This window comes from Streptacidiphilus sp. BW17 (assembly GCF_041262485.1).
Classification (GTDB): Bacteria; Actinomycetota; Actinomycetes; order Streptomycetales; family Streptomycetaceae; genus Streptacidiphilus.
The window spans coordinates 17,209-35,635 of the sequence record NZ_JBGCCR010000046.1; the positions used below are offsets into that span (position 1 = coordinate 17,209).

At 71.7% G+C, this 18,427-nt stretch carries 11 protein-coding genes; 5 read left to right on the plus strand and 6 right to left on the minus strand.

The window, feature by feature from the left end; genetic code table 11:
• Positions 1–44 precede the first annotated feature (44 nt).
• The gene (locus ABH940_RS34225) at positions 45–989 is read left to right on the plus strand and encodes a bifunctional riboflavin kinase/FAD synthetase (RefSeq protein ID WP_370107061.1); all 945 of its coding nucleotides are present in this window, start codon (positions 45–47) and stop codon (positions 987–989) included.
• A gap of 104 nt (positions 990–1,093) precedes the next feature.
• On the opposite strand, the gene ABH940_RS34230 is transcribed toward ABH940_RS34225, so the two are convergent.
• The 3 genes from ABH940_RS34230 to eccE all read right to left on the minus strand — a co-directional run bounded on the left by ABH940_RS34230 (position 1,094) and on the right by eccE (position 6,212).
• Positions 1,094–3,592 (minus strand): AAA family ATPase, encoded by a 2,499-nt coding sequence (locus ABH940_RS34230; RefSeq protein WP_370072548.1) that lies wholly within the window; start codon positions 3,590–3,592, stop codon positions 1,094–1,096.
• 491 nt (positions 3,593–4,083) lie between these two features.
• Positions 4,084–4,863, minus strand: coding sequence for a hypothetical protein (locus ABH940_RS34235; RefSeq protein WP_370072547.1), 780 nt, complete (start codon positions 4,861–4,863; stop codon positions 4,084–4,086).
• On the minus strand, positions 4,863–6,212 hold the full coding sequence (gene eccE / locus ABH940_RS34240; RefSeq protein WP_370107062.1) for a type VII secretion protein EccE: 1,350 nt from the start codon (positions 6,210–6,212) through the stop codon (positions 4,863–4,865). The genes ABH940_RS34235 and eccE overlap by 1 nt, the downstream gene beginning before the upstream one ends.
• A 218-nt stretch (positions 6,213–6,430) precedes the next feature.
• Between eccE and eccB the strand changes: the two genes are divergently transcribed.
• From eccB to mycP, 4 genes are all read left to right on the plus strand, one after another.
• Positions 6,431–8,020, plus strand: coding sequence for a type VII secretion protein EccB (eccB, locus tag ABH940_RS34245; protein ID WP_370072545.1), 1,590 nt, complete (start codon positions 6,431–6,433; stop codon positions 8,018–8,020).
• A gap of 198 nt (positions 8,021–8,218) precedes the next feature.
• Entirely contained in the window at positions 8,219–8,530 is a 312-nt protein-coding gene (locus ABH940_RS34250; protein WP_370072544.1) for a WXG100 family type VII secretion target, read from the plus strand.
• A 115-nt stretch (positions 8,531–8,645) separates the two neighbouring features.
• Positions 8,646–8,945 carry a WXG100 family type VII secretion target gene (locus ABH940_RS34255; RefSeq protein ID WP_196198695.1) on the plus strand — a complete coding sequence of 100 codons (300 nt, stop codon included), beginning with the start codon at positions 8,646–8,648 and terminating at the stop codon, positions 8,943–8,945.
• A gap of 211 nt (positions 8,946–9,156) precedes the next feature.
• Positions 9,157–10,347: a type VII secretion-associated serine protease mycosin gene (gene mycP / locus ABH940_RS34260; protein ID WP_370107063.1), complete on the plus strand. Its 1,191-nt coding sequence runs from the start codon at positions 9,157–9,159 to the stop codon at positions 10,345–10,347.
• A gap of 94 nt (positions 10,348–10,441) precedes the next feature.
• On the opposite strand, the gene ABH940_RS34265 is transcribed toward mycP, so the two are convergent.
• From ABH940_RS34265 to ABH940_RS34275, 3 genes are all read right to left on the minus strand, one after another.
• Complete coding sequence (locus ABH940_RS34265; protein ID WP_370072542.1) at positions 10,442–11,875, minus strand: APC family permease; 1,434 nt, start codon at positions 11,873–11,875, stop codon at positions 10,442–10,444.
• A 483-nt stretch (positions 11,876–12,358) separates the two neighbouring features.
• Positions 12,359–16,309 carry a type VII secretion protein EccCa gene (gene eccCa / locus ABH940_RS34270; RefSeq protein ID WP_370072541.1) on the minus strand — a complete coding sequence of 1,317 codons (3,951 nt, stop codon included), beginning with the start codon at positions 16,307–16,309 and terminating at the stop codon, positions 12,359–12,361.
• 113 nt (positions 16,310–16,422) lie between these two features.
• Entirely contained in the window at positions 16,423–18,348 is a 1,926-nt protein-coding gene (locus tag ABH940_RS34275) for an alkyl/aryl-sulfatase (protein ID WP_370107064.1), read from the minus strand.
• Positions 18,349–18,427 lie beyond the last annotated feature (79 nt).

Consider the following 18,427-nt stretch of genomic DNA (forward strand, 5'->3'; position numbering starts at 1 on the left):
GCCCCGCGCAGGTCGGGACGCAGGACGGACGAGGAGCGGTCAGAGTGCAGCGCTGGCGTGGCCTGACGGAAGTGCCGGAGGACTGGGGACGCAGCGTCGTCACCATCGGGTCCTTCGACGGGGTGCACCGGGCCCACCAACGGATCATCGGCCACGCCGTCGACCGTGCCCGCGAGCTGGGCGCGCGGTGCGTCGTGGTCACCTTCGACCCGCACCCGAGCGAGGTCGTCCGTCCCGGCAGCCACCCGGCACTGCTGGCCCCGCACCACCGGCGTGCCGAGCTGATGGGTGAGCTGGGCGTGGACGCGGTCCTGGTACTGCCCTTCACCGCGGCCTTCTCCCAGGTCTCGGCCGAGGACTTCGTACGGCAGGTGCTGGTCGACGGCCTGCACGCGGTCAAGATGGTCGAGGGCCCCAACTTCCGCTTCGGGCACCGGGCTATGGGCAACGTCGAGCTCCTCGCCGAACTGGGCGAGCGGTTCGGCTTCACCGTCGACGTGCTCGACCTGCAGATCAGCGGCCAGGCCGGTGGCGGCGCGCCGTTCTCCTCGACGCTGGCCCGACGCCTGGTCGCCGAGGGCGACATGACGGGCGCGGCCGAGGTGCTGGGCCGCCCGCACCGGGTTGAGGGCACTGTCGTCCGCGGCGCGCAGCGGGGACGCGAACTCGGCTACCCGACCGCCAACGTGTCCGCCCTCCCGCACACCGCCGTGCCCGCGGACGGCGTCTACGCGGGCTGGTTGACGGTGGATCAGGAGCGGATGCCCGCAGCGATCTCGGTGGGCACCAACCCGACCTTCGACGGGACCGAGCGCACCGTGGAGGCCTACGCCATCGACCGCGTCGGCCTGGACCTGTACGGGCTGCACGTCGCCGTCGACTTCCTCGCCTACCTGCGCGGCATGGAGAAGTTCGACTCGATCGAGGCGCTGCTCGACCGGATGGCCGACGACGTCAAGCGCGCCCGGGAGCTGACCGACGGCGCCTGAGCGATCGTCACGAGTCCACGAGGTCACGACGTCACGACGGAGGGCCCGCACCGATGACCGGTGCGGGCCCTCCGTCATGACGCTGCGGCGTCCTGGCCTTGTGCCTACTGTTGCGGCGGGTAGCCGTAGCCCCACTGCTGCCGGGGGTCGTGCTGCGGCGGCTGGCCGGGCGCCTGACCCTGCTGCTGCGGCGTCGGCTGTTGCTGCTGGCGCGGGTCGTACCCCTGCTGCTGGCCGGGGTACTGGTAGGGCTGGCGCGGGTCGTACCCCTGCTGCGGCGCACCCTGCGCGGGCTGGCCCGGGTACGCCTGCTCACCGGGACCGCCGGGGCCGGGAGCCTGGCCCGGCTGCTGGCCCCAGCCGAGCGGCTGCGGCTGGATCCGGGCGAAGTCCGAAGCGACCATTGCGGCGAGGTGGAAGTACGCCTCGCGGGTCTTGGGCCGCATCCGGTTCAGGTCCACCTCGGCGCCGGCCGCCAGGTGCTCGTCGAACGGCACCACCACGACACCGCGGCAGCGGGTCTGGAAGTGCGCCACGATGTCGTCGATCTTGATCATCTTCGACGTCTCGCGTACCCCGGAGACCACGGTGATGCTGCGCTGGACCAGGTCCGCGTAGCCGTGGGCGGTCAGCCAGTCCAGCGTCGTGCTGGCACTGCTGGCGCCGTCGACGCTGGGCGTGGAGACGACGATCAGCTGGTCGGCGAGGTCGAGCACGCCGCGCATGGCGCTGTAGAGCAGGCCGGTGCCGGAGTCGGTCAGGATGATCGGGTACTGCTCGCCCAGGAAGTTGATGACGCGGCGGTAGTCCTCGTCGTTGAAGGTCGTCGAGACGGCCGGGTCGACGTCGTTGGCCAGGATCTCCAGACCGCTGGTCGCCTGCGAGGTGTACCGGCGCACGTCCATGTAGCTGCGCAGGTGGGGGATCGCGGTGACCAGGTCGCGGATGGTCGCGCCGGTCTCGCGGCGGACCCGGCGGCCCAGCGTTCCCGCGTCCGGGTTCGCGTCGACGGCGATGACCTTGTCCTGCCGCTCGCTGGCCAGCGTCGAGCCCAGCGCGGTGGTCGTGGTCGTCTTGCCGACACCGCCCTTGAGGCTGATGACCGCGATCTTGTAGCTGGTCATCACGGGCGTGCGGATCACGGCGAGCTTCTGCTGCCGGTCCGCCTCGGCGGCCTTGCCGCCCAGACGGAACCGACCGCCGACGTTCTGGCGGCGCTCCGGTGCCTGGTTGCGGATCAGACGGTCGGAGGAGAGCTCCACGGCGGCGGTGTAGCCGAGCGGCGCACCCTGCGCGACGGGCTGGGCCTGCGGCGCACCCCACGGCGAGTTCGGCGCCTGCGGCTGCGCGGCTTGGGGCGGTCCCCACGGGTTCTCGCTCTGGGGCGGCACGCCCTGCGGGTACTGCGGCGGAACCGGCGGTTCACCCGCAGGGGTGGCCGGTCGGTACGGCTGCTGCTCGACGCCGTACGGCGTCGCGGGCGGCATCGGCGGCTGAGCCACCGGCTGCCCCGGCTGTCCCTGCTGCGGCGACATCGGGTAGCCCTGGGCGGCGGGCGGGGCCGACGGAGTCTCAGCCGACGGCGGCCCGAAGGCACCCGGCTGGGGCGGAGTCTCGGGGGCGGCCGCAGGCGGGAACCCGGGCCCGGCCGACGGCATGCCCGGCGGGGGGCCGAAGGGCGGAGGGCCGAACGGCGGCTGGCCCGGAACCGCCGCGTCGACGGCCGGAGCAGCGGGCGGAGCGGGCGGACCTGACGGGATACCAGGAGCCGACGGCATACCAGGGTTGGCGGGGCCGACGGTGTTCTGCGGCTGGGCGGGCGCCGGCTGGGCCGGGACGCCGGGCATGGCGGAGCCCTCGGCCGAGGGCGCGTCGGGCGCGTTCTCCGGGCCGGGAGCCGACGGAGCCGGGGGAGCCGCGGGGCCGGGCGTCGGTCCGAAGGCCGCGAGCGCCGGGTCGGCGGCGGGCTGGTCGGGGCCCGGTGCCGGTGCGAAGGCTGCGAGCGCCGGGTCGGCGGCGGGCTGGTCGGGGCCCGGTGCCGGTGCGAAGGCTGCGAGAGCCGGGTCGCCGCCCGACGGCTGAGCCCCCTGGGGGGCCTGGGCTGCCGACGGCGCCGGGGGAGCTGCGGGGCCGGGCGTGGGACCGAAGGCCGCGAGCGCCGGGTCGGCGCCTGGCGCACCCGGCGCCTGAGCCTGAACCGGACCCGGGGCCGGTGCGGGCGAAGCGGTCGCAGGCGGGCCGAACGGAGTGCCGCTCACCTGGGGCGGCAGCGAGGAGCCGTCCGTCGGTGCGGGCGCCCCTGGAACCGGTGCAGGCGCGGGCGCACCCGGCGTGGACGCCGCGGGCCGGCCGCCCTGCGGGCCGTAGGCCGCGGGGGCAGGGGGCGCGAAGGACTGCTGTTGTGCGCCCGGTTCACCCGAGGGTGCCGGTGCCGTCCCCGGGTATCCGCCCTGCTGGGGGACGGGGGCGGGAGCCTGGCTCCCCACCTGTGGGGCATTTTGCATGTACCAGGCGGGAGGGGTGTAGTCAGGCGCGTCCGACCACTCCTCGTCCTCGTCGGGCGTCTGGTCGCCGACATAGACGCCGTCGCGATCGCTGGTCACTGTGCTCGCCCTCTCGTTTGCCTCGCAGAACCACCAGAGTAATCGGCTGAGCCGACGGCTCGGCAGCCCCTCCGTCGCAGCAAGCTCCGGGCACCGTTCGCCACTCCACCGACGGTGTCCCGAAGTCGTTCAACACGTCAAGCTCTGTCCACGCCCGGTCACGGCCGGGAGACCGGTGCGGACCTGCCGGGATCCGACGCGGACTCACCAGCGGGCGGAAGGGGCCCCGTCCGGAGTCGGCCCGACGTTCGGCCGAGCCCCGATCACTCCCCGACGGACCGTCGAAACTCCGTCGAAAATTCACCCGACGCGCACCGGATCCCCATGGGACGACTCGCTCCGGGCCGGGAACCGCCCCGGCCCGGCGGCGGACCGCCGCCGTCCGCTCGGTCCGTTCAGACCCGGACGGTGTGCCCGTCTCAGCCGGCGCAGCTCAGTTCATGCGTGAGTTCATGCGTCAGTTCACGCGCCGTTTCAGTCCGTGCGCCGTGTCAGTCCATGCGTCGTGCCTGGCCCAGCACCTGGGCCTCGGACGGGGTCGGGCCGCCCTGGACGAAGCTCCGGGTGCGGCGGTTGGTCCACAATGTCACGCCGTCGCCGAGGTTGGGCAGCGCCGCCGCCTCCGCGGCCGGCAGCTGCAGCACCCGGGCGATCAACTCGGCTTCCTGCGGGGCCACTCGCTGCACGCCGACCAGGTCGGCGGCGCCGAGCAGACGGTCCGCGCCCTCCGCGAGGTAGGGCATCAGCGTCAGCATCGCCTGCCACGGTGCGGCGGAGAGGCGGCTGCGTCCGGGACGCGGGCCTGCGTCGCGCACGACCAGGACCGGACCGGCGACCGTGGCGCCCTGGGGACCGAGCCGCCCGATCGGGTGCACGGTCATGCACGGCTGGCCGCCGCCCGCAGCCTGGGCCACCGGGCCCCAGGCCTGGCCACGGCCGGTCTCCACGGCGACGCGCGCGCCGGTCGCGGCGGCACGCAGCGCGATCAGTTGGGCCGTCCAGATGCCGCCGACCAGCACCACGTCGTACGGGCGCGGACGAAAGAGGCTCAGGACGGCCGGGCCGCCGCTGCCGTCCTGGCCGATCACGACGCCGTCGTCGCCGATCGGCAGGCGGATCGAGGACAACTGGTCGAGGGTCAGCACGTGCTGTTCCCGGTGCGGGCCGGGCAGGCCGAAGCCGGCGACGGCGCGCCGGGCGGTGCCCCCGATGCGGGCGGACGTGTCGGCGACCGGGCCCGGCGAGCTCCGGCGGTGCGTGGAAGTGGCCATCAGCGCGTCCCCCCAAGCGGCAGGGTCGCCAGAAGACCTGGGACCTGCTCCAGTTCCAGTCGTACCAGTCCGGCGCCCGCGCTTCGCGCCCGGGTTTCCAACTGCCGTGCTGCTGCGGTGAGTTCGCTCTCGCCACGGGCGATGACGCGGATGTGGCCGCTCAGGGCGACCGCCCCGGTGCCGGCCTGGCGCAGGGTGAGCGCGAAGCTGCTGCCCAGCACCGGGGTGCCGGTGAGCAGGTTGACCAGCGCGGGCGTGGTCTGCGGGCCGAGGTGCGGCCACTGGCCGACCCAGTAGGTCCGGTGCCAGCGGTCGTCGCAGCGCCAGGCCTTGGCGGTCTCGGAGGTCCGGCGCGTGACCGTTCCCGCCGTGGCCGCCTGGCCCGGGTTCGCGCCGCGGCCCTGGGTGGTGGTGACCGGGTTGGGGCAGGTGGCGGTCGCGATCGCCGAGGTGACCTGGGCGGCGTCGAGCACCGTGGCGCGCAGGCCGGTCGCCGACAGTCGGCTGGCGAGCTGGTCAACGGCGCGCTGGAGCGCCTTGCGGGCGCCGAGTTCGCCGCCGCCGCGGGCGGCCACGGCGGTGCGGCACAGCTCCGGGTCGAGGCGGACGGAGACCCAGGTCAGCCGCAGGCCGGGGGTGGTGGCGCCGTGCGGCAGCTCGCGGTAGGCGCGGGAGGCCAGCGCCTGCTCGGGCAGGTGCGGTGCGGGCGCGGGCTGGGCGTACTGGACCAGTTGGACCGAGTCGACCACCACGTCGTCGGCCCGCAGGCCCTCCGCCAGGAGGTCGAGCGGCAGGCCCACGGCGCCCGGCAGCGGGCGCAGCGGCCGGTCCGGAGCCTCGACCTGGATCACGGCGCTCAGGAACGTGCCGTCGCCGACCATGCCGATCTCGCGGCGGTCGCGACGCACCGTGCCGACGCCGTCGGCCTCGATGGCGTGCTGCACGACCCGCAGCGCGGGCTCGCACTCCAGCACCGGGGCCAACGCCGGGTCGACGTCCGGTCCCTGAGGGGCCGCCGCGGCGCGGCTGGCGCGCTTCTTCAGCGCGGCCCGGGCGCGCATCGAGTCGGTGAGCGGGAGGCCGCCGAAGCGCAGCAGCGCCGCGATCAGCAGCAGGACCCCGATCGCGCCGCCGACGATCAGTGCGATCCGGCCGTGCACCCAGCCGATCAGTACGGCCGCGGCGACGGCCTCGACCACGATCAGTTGGGACAGCCGCACCGGACCGAGCAAGCCCGGTCGCGGTCGGATCCGGACGGTGACGTCGCCCGGTGCGTTCTGGGCCGGCGGCGCGGCCTGCGCCCGGGCGGGCGCCGACGGCGCGCGGCGCGAAGCGGTCTGGCTGGGCATCCCCCGTGGCACCCCTTCAGGTCGTCTGCTCCACACCGTCTCTGGCGAGTTCGGTGCGGTGTGCTGGTGGTGCGGTTCCGAGGAACCCGCGAGTGAAGCTTTCCGGAAAACCGCCCGGGAGCAAAACCCCGGCCCGGTTGGCTGATCGCAACACCGTACCCGTACCGTACGTACGGCATGCGCGAGGGGAAGCTCGAAGGAACGGGGAGAGCAACGGGATGGCATCACGCCGCAATGAGCTCAGCGCCTACACGTTCGCACGACGGCGCACTGTCGCGGCGTTCCTGCAGCCTTCGGGCGGCGGGAACGTCGACGACGCGCCCAAGGCGTTGCGTGCGGTGGTGCCGAGCCTGGTCCTCGGTGCGGTCGCGATAGCGGCCTTCGGCGCGTACGGGATGTTGAAGCCGTCCGCGCCCAAGGGGTGGCAGAGCGCCAACGACGTCATCGTCGACAAGGAGACGACCACCCGCTACGTCATGCTGGGTGGGCAGTTGCACCCGGTGCTCAACATCGCCTCGGCCCGGCTGCTGCTGAGCGGCAACTCCGGGGTCGAGTACATCGAGGACTCGGCGCTGAACGCCCCCGGCGTCTCCCACGGCGTCACGGTGGGCATCCCGTACGCGCCCGACAGCCTGCCGTCGGCGACGGACGCCGCGACGCCCAAGACCTGGGCGGCGTGCGAGCGTTCGGACGCGACGAGCGGCGACCCGATCGCACAGAAGCTGTTCGTGCTGGGGGGCTCCGAGGCCGGAACGGTGGGCGGCCAGGGGCGGTTGAACCCGCACCAGGCGTTGTACGTGCAGACGCCGGAGAACTCCTATCTGGTCGACTCCTCAGGCGTGGCGCACCAGTTGGTGGCCAACGGCGCCGGCTCCGAGCAGACGTTGGCCGACGCGGCCTTCGGCCTCAGCTACGGCAAGCCGCAGCAGGTCACCGACACGTGGCTGCAGACGCTGCAGCTGGGGGACTCGATCTCGTTGCCGAGCGGGGACATCCCGGGCTACGGCTCGCCGTACACCGGTGCGAGTATCGGCGACCAAGGCGCGAAGATCGGCGACCTGCTCCAGGCGAAGGACCCGAGCGGCAACGTCATGAACTACGTGCTGCTGCAGGACGGGCCGCACCGGATCTCCGACTTCGCCCGGGGTCTGGTCGCGGCGCTGCACAACAGCACCCAGGAGCAGTCCGTCGGCCAGTTCGACATGGCCGGCGCCAACCAGGCCGCGCCGTTCGAGAGCACCAAGAACTGGCCGCAGGACAGCGTCACCCAGGTCAACAACGGCGGCGAGTCCAGCAGCGCGATGGCCGCCTGCGCGGTGTACGGCGGCAGCATGGGCCAGTCCGGCGCGCAGCTGGGCGTCTGGGTCGGCCAGAACTTCCCGGTGAACAAGAACTCGGGCAGCGCGGGCGTCTACGTGACGCCGGGCACCGGCATGCTGCTGCAGTCCGTCAGCGGTCAGGGCGGCAGCGGCCAGGTGTACCTGCTGACCGACACCGGACTGCGCTACCCGGTGCAGATGAACTCGGACGGCACCAGCGGCAGCACCTCGAGCAGCACCTCGGGCAGCACGTCCGGCGGTCAGTCCGGCTCCAACGGCGGTGCGAGCGGCGGTAGTTCGGGCAGTTCGGGTGGTGCGGCAGGCGGCGCGGCGGGTGCCGGAGCCGACCCGAGTCAGAGCGACACGGCGGCGGCCCGGCTCGGCTACGGGCAGGTCCAGCCGCTCCCGGTCCCGGGCTCGTTCGCGGGCATGGTGCCCTCGGGGCCGGCGCTGTCGAAGGATGCCGCCCAGACACCGCAAGGGTCCTGACGTTCGGTCAGGTGGTACCGGACGGTGACCGCTTCCGTACGGTAACGGGACGAACTCCGGCCACACCTGGTGTTGGGGCTGTCGTACAGGACGGCTAGAGTGCTACAGGACATCACCTCTCGGTGACGTCGGCCGGGGGCGGTACATGCCGGACTCCCGGTTTTTCTCACAGGTCTGTCTCATGGGGGACGGTGCTACATGGCGGGTCAGTTCAGGACTACTGCCGACGAGATGCGGGCTTTCTCTTCCCGCATCTCCGAGGTCAACTCCCAGATCCAGCAGGAGCTCAGCCGGCTGAACAACGTGGTCAGCTCGATCACGGGTGGCTGGCAGGGTGAGGCTGCGTCCGCGTACTCGGCGCTTCAGCAGAAGTGGAACGAGGACGCGACCAAGCTCAACCGCGTGCTGAGCGAGATCAAGGACGCGATCGACAACACCTCGAAGCAGTACACCGCGACGGAGCAGGATCAGCACTCGGGTCTGAACAAGATCACCTCGGCCCTCGGCTGACGCCGAGCCGTACGGCTTGTTCCCGGCCCGCCCACGGCGGGCCGCCCGACCGCAGCGGACGACGCGTGTCGCGTGAGTCCGCGATCACCTGTTCAGAACCGATGAGGGAGACACCATGGCCAACTCCGGCCACATTCTTGTCAACTTCGGGACCGTGTCCCAGGCGTCGTCCGACGTGCGCCAGACCGCCCAGCGTGTCCAGCAGCAGCTCGACGACCTGAAGGCGGGCGTGCAGCGCATCGCCGCGAGCTGGGAGGGTAAGGCGCAGGAGGGCTACCAGGCCCGCCAGCGCGAGTGGGACACCTCCGCCGCCGACCTGCACTCCGTGCTGGAGCAGATCGCCGGTGCGCTCGACAGCGCGGCGCAGAACTACCAGGCGACCGAGAACCGCAACGCCTCGATCTGGGGCGCCTGACGCCCTGGGCGTGCTCGTAGAGCGCGCCCGTCCGTGCGTCACCGCGCACGAGATCGCGTCGACGCGCGCCGCGCGCCGGTCTCCCGCCCACGCGGGGCCGGCGCGGCGGCGCGTGCGGCGTCTTTCCTGATCATCCTGGGGGACCGGATTCGTGAACAGGCACCACCGCAGGGCTCTGGCCGTCGCTGCATGCGCCCTCGCATGCACCGCCGTGCCCGCCCTGCCCTTCGGACAACCCCTGCGCTCCTCCGGTCCCGCGCAGGCGACGCTGGCTTCCGACGGTCAGTGCACGTTCCCCGCGCAGGCGATCCCGGGTGACCCGTGGGCGCTTCAGCGCGTGCTGCTGTCCCAACTGGGCGACTACAAGGGCCAGAACATCACCGTCGCCGTGATCGACTCCGGCGTCGACGATACCAACCCGCAGCTGACTGGCGCGGTCGTGGCCGGACAGAACTTCCTCACGGGCAGCAACGACCCCGGCACCTCGACCACCGACCCGATCGGCCACGGCACCATGGTGGCCGGCATCATCGCCGCCCGCCCCGCCACGGGCACCGGCTTCCAGGGCCTGGCGCCCAAGGCGACGATCCTGTCGATCCGCCAGAACGACGGCCAGCCCGGTACCGCCACCGAGCAGACGCTGAGCCAGGCGATCGACTACGCGGCATCGCACGGCGCGCAGGTCATCAACATCTCGCAGGACCTGACCGACTCCAACGGTCAGCCCTACCAGGGCATCACCGCGAGCAGCCAGCTGGCGCAGTCGGTCCAGAACGCGATCGCCAAGGGGATCGTGGTCGTCGCTGCGGCGGGCAACGAGAACCAGAGCCTGCCCACGTATCCGGCCGCGCTGCCGGGCGTCCTCGGCGTCGGCGCCTCCGACCGCAACAACGAACGTGCCGACGGTTTCTCGGAGATGGGCAAGTCGGTGAGCGTCGCCGCGCCCGGCGTGGACATCGTCTCGACGGTGCCGAAGGGCGGCCAGTGTGTCGACAACGGCACCAGCTTCGCCGCGCCGTACGCGGCGGCGGTGGCCGCGCTGCTGCGGGAGAAGTACCCGCACTGGACCCCGGCGCAGATCATCGCCCGGATCGAGCAGACCGCGCAGCGGACGGACGCCGGCTGGAACAAGGAGATCGGCTGGGGTGTGGTGGACCCGGTCGCGGCCGTCACCGACAACTCCCCGCCGGAGGACCAGGCCGTCGCTACAGCGGCGGGCACGACCGGCGCGTCGCCGGTCCAGGCCCGCCCCTTCGCCCTCGGGGAGACCCAGCAGCAGAAGGACCAGCGCACGGCGCTGTTCGCGCTGACGCTCGGGGGCATCGGCCTCGTCGCCATCGCCGGCACGGCGACGGTCCTCCGCGACAACAAGAAGCGCGGCGCGCGCCCGGCAGTTCGCTGAGGTTTCGCTCCCGCGCCCCCAGGTGGTGCGACCAAAGCTTGAGAGCCCGTCTCCGCAGTGCGCGGGGACGGGCTCTCGGCGTGTGCGTCGGACGTCAGCCCGCCAGCTCCGCGGTTTCCTTCTCGTCCTCGGGGACGGTGATGATCCAGCGGGTATCCGGGCGGGGGCGGAGGTAGAAGACCCAGTAGAGGGCCGCCGCTGCGGTGATCCCCCCGGTCCACAGGAGGGCGGAGACCGGCTGCTGGGTGACCACGTAGACCAGGACCGCGATCAGGATGACCGGGACCACCGGCCACAGCGGCATCCGGTACGCCTTGGCGTCCTTGTGCGGGCCGCGGCGAGCGCCCAGCGCGGCGACGGCGACGCACAGGTACAGCAGGGCGACGGAGACGCCGGTGACCGCGCTCAGGGTGTTCAGGTTGACGAAGCAGAGGATCGCTCCGGGGACGCCGACGGCGAGTGTGGAGATCCACGGCGCCCCGTAGCGCTTGCTCAGGCTGGTGAACGCGCGGTTGACCGGCTCCGGCCAGGCCTTGTCGCGGGCCGAGGAGTACAGCACGCGGGAGTTCTGGATGACCATGACGATCGCCGCGTTGATGATCGCCATGGCGATCGCCAGGCTGACGAAGGTGCCGACGGCGGAGTTGCTCCACTGGGTGACCATCGAGGAGATGTCGCCACCCGCCAGGACGTCGAGGCTGGGGGCGCCCAGGGTGATCGCGACGACCGGGATCAGGATGACCGCGGAGCCGATGCCCAGCGTCCACAGGACGGTGCGCGGGACGGTGCGGTGCGGGCGCTCCATCTCCTCGGCCAGGTAGACCGCGGTGGAGAAGCCCTGGGTGATGAAGAGCGCGCCGGCCAGGCCCGCGATGATCGTGCCCATGGTGACCAGGCTGATACCGCCGTGCGCGCCGGGCAGTTCGGGGTGGATCAGCACCGATGCCGAGCGGTTGCTGTGGCTGAAGCCGAGGATGGCGACCAGGCTGGCCGCGATGACCTCCAGCACCAGGAAGATGCCGGTGATCCACGCGTTGGCGCGCAGGTCGAGCAGGCCCATCACGGTGGCGGCGAGCATGACGATCGCGCCCATGATCTTGGGATCGATGTGGACGATCGGGGACAGGTACTGGGCCGTGCCCAGCGCGATCACCGGCGGGACGATCAGGACGACCAGCAGCGCCTGGATGAAGGCCACCCAGCCGGTGAACCGGCCGACGGTGTGTCCGGCCATGGCGTACTCGCCGCCGGCGCTGGGGACCAGCGTGCCGAGCTCGGAGTAACACCAGGCCACGCCGATACAGAGCACGATCGCGATGAGCAGCGCGAGCGCGGTGCCCGTGCCCATCAGCGCCAGCGAGGTCGGCACGATCACAAAGAGCGAGGAGGCCGGCGTCAGACAGGACAGGGTCAGCAGGGTGCCGCCGACCACGCCGATGGAACGCTTGAGCTTCTGCGGTTCGGCCGCCTCTATGTGCGGCGCGGACTCCACTGTGCCGTCACTTGGGCGGCGCAGGATGTCGGTCATGGGCGTTCCGTTCGGCTCGTGCACCAAGGCGTGCAACGGTCGGGTCGGGGGGAGCGCTATCGCCTCCTGGCGCTGTCGCTGGTACTGCTGTGAGTCGCTCCCGGTCCAGTCATGGAACCCTGCCGTTAACGGGGCGTCAAGGTCGGTTTTGCTTCGGATTCCGTTGCCGGACTCCGCTAGCACAACTGATCTGATGTCCACTCAGTGGAATGTCTGAAATGACGCATACCTTCCATGGCCTTCCGATCGAATGTATATCCATGTAACGGCCTTTTCATCAATGATCACATGGGTTAATGATCATGTGATCGAGATTCGCTCATCGCCCGACGACAAAAGGGCCGCTGAGTGACGAATCACTCAGCGGCCCTTTCGGCTGCTACGGATCGAGCGGTCCGGGAGGGAAACCGTCCGGATAACGATCGTGTTATCCGCCCAGGTCGCCGCTCTGCTGCCCGGTCGCCTGCCCGGCTTTCCGTCCGGTCAGCTCGGCTGCGACCATCCCGTCTGGACGGTGAACGAGCCGCGGCGACGCGTGACCAGCACACCTCGGCCCGGCGGCAGGATCTGCGGCCGGACGTTGCCCAGCAGCACGCCCTCGTCGCGGTCGCCGGACAGCACGATGCCCTGCGCGCCCAGCTCCTTGAGCCGCTGCATCATCGGCTCGAACAGGGCGCGTCCGGCACCGCCGGAGCGGCGGGCGATGATGATGTGCAGACCGACGTCCTTGGCGAACGGCAGCACCTCCAGCAGCTGCTGGAGCGGGTTGCCGGTGGAGGTGGCGACCAGGTCGTAGTCGTCGACGACCAGGAACAGCTCCGGCCCGCTCCACCAGCTGCGGTCGCGCAGCTGCTCCTGGGTGACGTCCTTGCCCGGGATGCGGCGCTCCATCGAGCCCCGCACGTCGCCGAGGAAGGCCTGCAGCGCGGGCTGCGCGGCGGCGTACTCCAGCAGGTGCGGCGTGTTGACCACACCCAGCAGCGAGCGGCGGTAGTCGCCGACCACGATCAGCGCCTGCTCGGGGGTGTACCGCTCGGTGATGCCCTTGAGCAGCAGGCGCAGCAGCGCCGTCTTACCGGTCTCGCCGTCACCGAAGATGATGAAGTGCGGGTCGGTGTCGAAGTTGAGGTACACCGGCGCCAGCGCGTTCTCGTCGACACCGATGGCGATGCCGAGCTCCGGCGTCTCGTAGGCCTTCGGCAGCTGCTCGGCGGGCAGCAGGTCGGGCAGCATCCGGACCTGCGGAGCGCGCGGCCCCTGCCAGTTGTCCGAGATCGCGCGGACCGACGCGGCCACACCGTCGGACAGGTCCTCGATGCCGCTGGAGCCGTCCAGTCGCGGCAGACCGGACAGGAAGTGCAGCTTGTCCGAGGTGAGACCGCGGCCGGGCGAACCGGCGGGCACGTTCTGCGCGACCTTGCGGTCGATCTCGGACTCCATCGGGTCACCGAGCTTGAGCTCGATACGCGTCTGCAGCAGGTCCTTGAGCGCCGGCCGGACCTCGCCGTAGCGGTTGGCCGTGATCAGCACGTGGATGCCGTAGGCCAGACCGCGCTGGACGATGTCCGCGACGAGCGGCTCCAGCGCCTCGAACTCCTGGCGGAAGCTGAGCCAGCCGTCGATGATCAGGAAGACGTCGCCGTACGGCTCGTCCGGCAGCATCCCCTGCTTGCGGCGGGAGCGGAAGGTCGCGACGGAGTCGATCTGCTGGGCGCGGAACAGCTCCTCGCGCCGGTTCAGCACCCCGGAGACCTCGGAGATCATGCGGCGTACCTTGTCGGCGTCCAGACGCCCGGCGACGCCGCCGACGTGCGGCATGCCCTGCATGCTGATCATGCCGCCACCACCGAAGTCGAGGCAGTAGAACTGCACCTCGGCGGCCGTGTGGCTGATCGCGAACGAGGTCATCATCGTGCGCATGATCGTCGACTTGCCCGACAGCGGACCACCGACGACCAGACCGTGACCGGCCGCGCCGGAGAAGTCCACGTACATCAGGTCGCGGCGCTGCTCGAACGGCTTGTCCACCAGGCCGACCGGGACCACCAGGCGGCCCTGCGCGGTGTACTCGGGCGCGGTCAGGCCGCGGTCCGCGGTGACGGCCAGCTGGCCGAAGAGCTGGTCGGCCGAGGGCGCCTCGTTGAGCGGCGGCAGCCACACCTGGTGGGCGGGCGGACCCTGGCCCTCCAGGCGGTCCACGATCACGTCGAGGACCGTGTCCACCAGTGCGTCGTCCTGCTTCGCCACGGGAGCGACAATCGGCTCCTCGTCCATCGGCTGCAGCGGCACCGCCACCGGCGACCCGGTGAACAGCACCGGCAGCGCCCGGCGCACCCGGCCGGAGGACGTCTGCGCGCCGCTCGCCCGGTAGGGGCCGGAGACGTAGGCGGCCTTGAACTGCGCCATCACGTCGGTGCCGAACTTGAGGTAGCCGACACCGGGGACCGGCGGCAGGTGGTACGCGTCCGGCACGCCAAGCGCGGCGCGCGACTCGGCGGCCGAGAAGGTACGCAGACCGATGCGGTAGGACAGGTAGGTGTCCAGACCGCGCAGCTTGCCCTCCTCCAGACGCTGCGAGGCCAGCAGCAGGTGCACACCCAGCGATCGACCGATACGGCCGATCTGGATGAACATCTCGATGAAGTCCGGCTTGGCCGTGAGCAGCTCGCTGAACTCGTCGATGATCAGCAGCAGCGAGGGCAGCGGCTCCAGCGGGGCGCCGGCGGCGCGGGCCCGCTCGTAGTCGTGGATGTTGGCGAAGTTGCCCGCCGCGCGCAGCAGTTCCTGACGGCGGTTCAGCTCACCGGTGATCGAGTCGCGCATGCGGTCGACCAGGGTGAGTTCCTCGGCCAGGTTGGTGATGATCGCGGAGGTGTGCGGCATGTCCGCCATGCCGGCGAAGGTCGCACCACCCTTGAAGTCGGCGAGGACGAAGTTCAGCGTCTCCGACGAGTGCGTCAGCGCGAGACCGAGCACCAGGGTGCGCAGCAGCTCCGACTTGCCCGAACCGGTCGCGCCGACGCAGAGGCCGTGCGGGCCCATGCCCTCGAGCGCGGCCTCCTTGAGGTCCAGGACCACGGGCTCGCCGCCCGCACCCAGACCGATCGGGACGCGCAGCCGCTCGCCCACCGGGCGCGGGCGCCAGGTGCGGTCGGTGTCGACCGAGGCGGCGTCGCCGACGCCCATCAGGTCGGTGAAGTCCAGGTTGGCCAGCAGCGGCTCGTCGTCGCCGCCCGCCGAGAGGCGCAGCGGGGCGAGCTGGCGGGCCAGCGCCTCCGCCTGCCAGGCCGACAGCACGTCCGGCGCGCCGGTGTAGACCGCGCCGGAGGCGGAGCGGAGCTGCATCTGGTCGGAGGTGACCGTGATGGACAGCGCACCGCGCGGCTCGTCCAGGTCGCCGGGGACCACCTCGATCACGGTGACGCCCTGGAGGCCGTCGCCGCCCGCCAGCACCGAGTCGGCGCCGACGGACGCGCCGTCCAGGACCACCACGATGTGCTTCTGGTCCGGGACCGGCGCCGCGTCGCGGTGGAACCGGGCACGGCCGGAGAGCTCGTCGCCGAGCAGCTCCTCCAGCTCGTCCAGCGAGGTGCAGAGCATCCGCAGCGAGCCCGCACCGTCGGTCTCCCGAGGGTGCTGGGAGTGCGGCAGCCACTTGGCCCACTCCCAGTCGGGCAGCGCACCGGGCGCGGCGGCGACGCCGACGACCAGGTCGTCGGGGGAGTGCAGCGTGGTCAGCTGCGCCAGTATCGACCGCAGCGTCCCGTAGACACCGTCCGGGTCACCGGAGACGCTCAGGTGGTAGAAGGCACGCAGCGAGACCGCCAGCGGCAGGTCGGGCAGCGTGCTGTGCGACGACAGGAACGTCTTCATCGCCTCGGCGGTGAGCGGCTCCAGCTCGTCGACGGGCGCGGTCTGCGGTGGCACCAGCCGGGTCTGCAACTGCTGCGGCCCCCGGCCGACGCGCACCTGCGCGAAGTCGGCGTCGCTGGGACGGCGCTCCCAGAGCCGTCGGCCGTCGGCGACGACCGACCAGAGCTGGTCCGGCTGCGGGTGCAGGAAGAGCTGCGAGTCACGCTGCAGCGTCGCCGTACGGCGGACCTGCTTGCGCACCTGCGACAGGTACTTGAGGTAGTCGCTGCGCTCGTCGTCGATACTGCCGCCGCCACCGCGCCGCTGCTGGTTCAGCTGCGCGATCGCCATGGCCACCGTGGAGGCGACCATCAGACCGCCCATGACCTTCATCATGGTCTGGGCGCCGGGCATGAAGAAGAAGGCCGCTGAACCGGCCGTCGCCAGCATCGGCAGCAACGACTGCCACCAGGCCTGACCGTCGTCGCGAGGGAGCTCCGGAGGAGACTCCAACCTCACGTCCTCGGTCGGAACCGCCGGGGGGTAAGCCCTTGGCGGTCGCTTGACGGTCACCACACTCAACTCGGCACCAGCCTTGTCCCTCGGGCCGATCGGCCCCTAGTCCCCCGGTGACCGGCAGGCGCTTGCGCCCCCTGGCACCGCTGTCCGCAGGCGGCGATCCTATCGGTCCACGCTCACCGCTCGATCACGGGGAAGAACAGATCGAACGTCACGAGCAGTTCCAGCAGCTCCGAAAGGACATCCGATCGCCCGTCGATCACCTCGATCGTTCGATCACTCAACAGTTCCGGAAGCGTGGCGGCGTCGTCCGCGAGCCCGGCGAGCGCGGCCCGGGTGAGGGACACGACGGCCTCCGGTTCCGTCACCGTGCCCGGCGCGCAGACCCGGTGGTGCAGCGTGCCGTGGGAGAGCTCGACCAGGTGCGCGGTCCCCGCGTCGGCGAAGCGCAGCTCCAGCCGGAGCTCCCGTCCGGCCGCACGCGGGCCGTCCAGTCGGACAGCCAGGTAGTCCAGCAGCATCGAACCCGGCATCCCGCGCAGCACGTCCGGCTGCACCGGGCTGCGCAGACCCGGCAACTCCGGTGTGCCCTGCCGGAGTTCGAGCGCACCGGTCAGATAGAAGTCGCGCCACGGCCCCGACTCGGCCTGGTAGCCCAGCTGTTCCAGGGTGTCGGCCTGCAGCAGCCGCGCCTCCTGGTTCTCCGGGTCGGCGAAGACCACGTGGTTGACCGCCTCGGCGACCCACCGGTACTCGCCCTTCGCGAAGTCCTCCCGCGCCCGGGCCAGGACCGCGTCCGCGCCGCCCATGTACGCCACGTACTTCCGCGCTGCCGCCACGGGCGGAAGCGGGTGCAGGTGCGCCGGGTTGGCGTCGAACCAGCCCAGGTACTTCTGGTAGACGGCCTTGGCGTTGTGGTTGACGGTGCCGTAGTAGTCCCGCAGGAAGAACTCGTCAGCGAGCCCCGGCGGCAGCTGCAACTGCTCGGCGATCTCGGTCGCGACCAGGCCCTGGTTGGCCAGTCGCATGCTCTGGTCGTGCAGGTAGCGGTACGCGTCGCGCTGCTTGGTCAGGTAGGCGGTGACGTCCGCGGTGCCCCAGCGCGGCCAGTGATGCGAGGCGAAGACGACGTCGGCGGCGGGCGCGTAGTCGCGCAGCGCGTCGTCGATGTACCCGGACCAGGCGAGCGCGTCCCGCACTTCCGCGCCGCGCGGTGTGTAGAGGTTGTGCAGCACCGCCGAGCAGTTCTCGGCGAGGCAGAGCGCGCGGTGGTCGGGGAAGAGGAAGTTCATCTCGGCCGGCGCCTCCGTGCCCGGCGTCACCTGGAAGACCATCCGGACGCCGTCGACCACCAGCTCAGTGCCGGTCTCGGACACCGTCTCGGTCGGCGGCACCAGCCCCCAGGTTCCGCCCGCGACGGCCCGGCCGAGACCGGTGTCGACGTGCCCGTGCGCGCCCTTGGGCAGCAGCATCCCGTACATGTACAGCGCGCGGCGGCTCATCGCGGTCCCCGCGATCACGTTCTCGCTGACGGCGTGCTGCAGGAAGCCCTCCGGCCCGATGACGCGGACCCTGCCGGACACCACGTCCTCGTCGGTCACCACGCCGCGGATACCGGCGAAGTGGTCGACATGGCAGTGCGTGTAGACGACGGCGGTGACCGGCCGCTCGCCGAAGTGCGCGGTCACCGCGGCCAGCGCGGCGGCGGAGGTCTCGGCGGCGGTCAGCGGGTCGATCACGATCCAGCCGGCCTCGCCGCGCACGAAGGTGATGTTCGCCAGGTCGTAGCCGCGCACCTGGTAGATGCCCTCGGTCACCTCGTAGAGCCCGTGCGCCGCGTTGAGCCGGGCCTGCCGCCACAGCGAGGGGTTGACCGTGTCCGGCGCCGCAGGCGTCGCGGCGAGCGCGCGGTTGGCGGCGAAGTCCCAGCTCGGGTGCCCGAAGGCGTTCAGTATCGCGTCGTCCTCGGTCCGTGTCAGCAGGCCGCGTTCGGCGCGGTCGAAGTCGGCGCGGTCGTCGAGCGGCAGTCGCGCGGCGAGGGCGGAATGCGCCGCGCGGGTGGCCTCGGAGGCGCCCTTCGGGGCGCGCGGGTCGGTCGTCATCGCACCAGTAACACCGGGAGGACACCAAGGCGTCCAATACGCGTTGCGCACCGGACCCATAGGACAGTCCTATGGGTCG